Genomic DNA, 2,611 nt, shown 5'->3' on the forward strand with positions numbered 1-2,611 from the left:
GAGTTGAAGGGGTACGAGGTGCGGTGGCTGGGGTGAGGGGGTGAGCCCCCGGCCCGTCCTGGGCGCGCGGGGGCGCGGCCCCGCGAGAAATGGTGCAGGGGCGGGGCCGGGGCCTACGACATCGTCGCCAGCCGCTGCACGAGCACGGCACCGACCACCACCAGCAACGGCACCGCGAACCAGAACGACATCTGCATCCACCGCACCTGCCGCACCCCCGGCCGCATGCCCACCCGGCACAGCTCCCGGGCCGTCAGCAGGACCAGCAGCGCGAGCGCCGCGAGTCCGCCGACCAGGGAGACCGGGGTCCAGGTGACGTGTGGGCCGACCGGGCCGGGCCGGGGCTCGGGTGGGGCGCCGGCCGGTTTGTCGCGGAGTTCGTAGAGGGCCGCGTCGTCGTTCACCAGGACGCGGCGCAGCTCCGGGCGGCGGTCCAGGGCCTGCCGCATCCGGCGGTCCCAGTCCGCGCCGTAGCCGGCGCTGAGCTCCAGGTACGTGGACTGGCCGCGGTTGAGGACCAGATACGCGTTCGGGCCCGCCGCGCGCAGGGCCGTGACCAGCTCCGGTGCGCCGGACGGGGAGCGCGGCGCGAGCGTGGGCTCGTACAGGACGCGCTCCATGTCCCGGGTGCCCCAGGGCATGGCGGGGGTGACGTTGTTCACCGTGTCGCTGCTCATCCACAGCAGGCGTACGGTCGGCCGGTCGTGCGCGTACACGTAGTCCATGGCCGCGACCTCGCCCGGGCGGACGCGTTCGAAGTCCTCGTTGCCCCAGCGGGCCACCAGGAAGCCGAACAGCAGAACGAGCCCCGCCGTCAGGGCGCACAGGGGCGCGGCGAGGGGGCGGGGCTTCCGGCCCGCCGCCGGAAAGAAGGCGAGCGCCCCCAGGACGCACGCCCCCGGCACCGCGAACAGGAAGACCCGCAGGGCCACTTCGCCGCCGTACGACTGCATGCCGAAGGCCAGGAACGGAACGCACGCCAGGACGAGCAGGGCCGTGTCGCCCACCCCCGCCCGGCGCCTGCGCCACCATCCGACGGCGGCGAGCGCGAAGACGCCCCCGGCGAGCGCCACCCGGGTGTAGAGCACCAGTTTGTGGACCGGGTTGCCGCCCTCGATCCGGCCCGAGACGGAGGACGAGACATTGCCGCCCAACGAGCCGAGCCCGCCGAACAGTTCGTCGAAGTGACCGGACCAGTACGGTTCCGCCAGGAACCCCACCCATACCGCCAGCATCACCCCGCACAGCAGGGGCAGGCCGCGCAGCGTGCAGCGCCGGACCAGCACCAGGGCGGTCAGAACCCCCAGCATCACGAACGGGGTGAGCTGGTGGCTCACCACCGACGCCGCGAACAGGGCGATCACCACGCCCAGCAGCAACGTCCGCGTCCGGCGGTCCGTCTCCTCCACCCGGCGCTCGCCCGGCAGCCGTTTGCCCGGGAGCTCGCCGGGCCAGCGGAACCAGACCAGCAGCACGGCCACGAAGAGGAGGTAGAGGAGGTAGTTGAGGGACTGGGGGGAGAAGTAGTCCTGTCCGACCCAGCCGCAGAGGGCGAACAGCCACAGCGCCGTCCACTTGGCCCGCCAGTGCGCCCGCACGGCCCGCAGGAGCAGGGCCAGCGGGGCGAGGGTGAGCAGTTGGACGGCGAGGGGCCACCAGCGCAGCACCTCGGTGAGGTCGCCGACGCCGCACGCCCGCGCGGCGAACGCGGCCAGCGCGAAGAAGCCCGGCCAGCTCCAGCGCGCGTCCAGGTCGGGCGCGGCGGTGCCCGTCCGGTCGACGTAGTCCAGGAAACCCAGGTGCTGCCAGGCCGTCGCGAAGCGGGGGCGGTCCTCCAGGACCGCCGGGACGGCGTGCAGGGAGACCACCGTCGCCACGAGCACGGCGGCGAGCAGCAGGGTGCGGGGGCGGGCGGGTACCAGCGCGGCGGCGAAGGCGACGACCAGCAGCGCCGCCCCCACCAGCGTGGCGACCGGCAGGACGGACACCAGTCCGAGCCCGCCCATCCCGTCGAGGTTCACCTCGCCGAGCGCCCGCAGCGGCACCCAGTACAGCGCGAGCGCCGCCACGAGCAGCAGCCACCCGCCCGCTTCCGGCGGCCGCCACCCCCTCCACCGCCCGGCCGGCCGGGCGGGCCGGGACCGCTCCTCGGCGGCGGGAGCCCGCTGCTCCGCCGGGCCGTCCGGCCGCGCCGCGTCCGTCCGCCCGCGGCGCCACGGCGTGCCGGACAGCGTCACCGTCCGTTCGGGGTCCCTCGGCGCGGCGGTGGCGGCGGACGCGCCGGGGGCGCGCGGGGAGCGGTGAGCCGCCCCCTCGGCTTCCCCTTCCCCGCCCTTGGGGGACGGCACGGCCTGTCCGTCGGTGTCGTCGTCGCCCGCCGGGGGCGCGTCACCGGGCGGGGGCGCGGAACCGGTCCGCGAAGGCGCGGGCCCGGGCTCGGCCCGTACGTCCACCCGCGCGCCGCGCGCCCCCTCCCCGCTCCCCGCCGTGCTCACCCGCTCCTTCCGCAGCCGCACACCGCCGCGTGCTGCGGGGCGGCGGTCGTCGGTGTTCTCCGGTGTGCCCATGTCCATGGCTCCTCGGCCCCCGTGCCCCCGTGCCCCCGTCCGGT

At 75.9% G+C, this 2,611-nt stretch carries 1 pseudogene; it reads right to left on the reverse strand.

Annotated elements, in window-relative coordinates:
- Positions 1-113: 113 nt before the first annotated feature.
- A pseudogene (locus ACSNOK_RS32485) lies at positions 114-2,456 on the reverse strand (lipopolysaccharide biosynthesis protein); the annotation flags it as partial.
- Positions 2,457-2,611 lie beyond the last annotated feature (155 nt).

The organism is Streptomyces sp. URMC 126, from assembly GCF_051386555.1.
GTDB lineage: Bacteria > Actinomycetota > Actinomycetes > Streptomycetales > Streptomycetaceae > Streptomyces.